This is a genomic window from Streptomyces glaucescens, assembly GCF_002154375.1.
Classification (GTDB): domain Bacteria; phylum Actinomycetota; class Actinomycetes; order Streptomycetales; family Streptomycetaceae; genus Streptomyces; species Streptomyces glaucescens.
Genome location: NZ_MUND01000658.1, coordinates 1 through 1133 on the forward strand (window position 1 = coordinate 1; position 1133 = coordinate 1133).

General features: G+C 72.4%; 1 pseudogene. It reads left to right on the forward strand.

The annotated features are described in order from the left end of the window. Positions 1-997, forward strand: a pseudogene (locus CCN42_RS34205) (family 43 glycosylhydrolase); the annotation flags it as partial. Between the last annotated feature and the right edge of the window lie 136 nt (positions 998-1133).

Below are 1133 nucleotides of genomic sequence, written 5' to 3' on the forward strand. Positions count from 1 at the left end.
GCCGGGCAGAACGTCACCGACTACAACCCGACCCAGCGCAGCCACGTCCTGGAGAGCGCCGGTTCCGACCCGATGGGGCCGTACACCTACAAGGGGCAGCTCAACAGCGCGTGGATGCTGGACGCCAGCCTGCTGAACGTGGGCGGGCGGCTGTACATGCTGGGCAGCGCGATCACCGGCGGCACCCAGAACCTCGTCATCGCGCCGATGTCCAACCCGTACACCGTCAGCGGCCCGTACTCGACCATCTCCAGGCCGACGTACGACTGGGAGCGGCAGGGCGGCACCGTCAACGAGGGCCCGGAGGTGCTGCAACGCGGCGGGCGGACCTTCCTGATCTACTCCGCCAGCGGCTGCTGGACCGCCGACTACAAGCTCGGCCGGCTGGAGCTGACCGGCTCCGACCCGCTGTCGGCGTCCTCCTGGACGAAGAAGTCCACCCCGGTCTTCCAGCGCAGCGACGCGAACGGGGTGTACGGGCCCGGGCACAACGGCTTCTTCACGTCGCCGGACGGACGCGAGAACTGGATCGTCTACCACGCCAACGACCAGGCGGGCGAGGGCTGCGACAACGGGCGCACGACCCGGGCGCAGAAGTTCACCTGGAACGCCGACGGCACGCCGGACTTCGGTACGCCCGTCCGGCTCGGGGCGAGCACGGCCGGGCCNNTGCAACGGCGGCGGCAACCAGCGCTGGCGGCTGGAGGACCTGGGCGACGACACCCACCGGCTCGTCAACGTCGCCACCGGCAAGGTGCTCGACACCCAGGACTGCTCCGCCGCCGACGGGGCCGACCTGCGCCAGTGGTCCTGGCTGGACAACACCTGCCAGCGGTTCCGCTTCCTGGCCACCGACGGCGGACACGTCCGGATCGTGGGCCAGGCCACCGGCAAGGTCGCCGACGTCGCGAACTGCTCCACCGCGGACGGGGCGGATGTACGCCAGTGGACGTGGCTGGGCAACGCCTGCCAGCAGTGGAGGCTGAACCCCGTGTAGGGGCGGGCGGGAGTCAGACCGCGCTGGGCCAGCCGCCAGGGGCCGGCCCCTGGGCGGGCCAGCCCGTCGCCGGGGCCGGGGTCAGACCGTCGGTGCCGCGGACCTGGGCGGCGGTGAGGCCGCCGCGGGCGGGGAC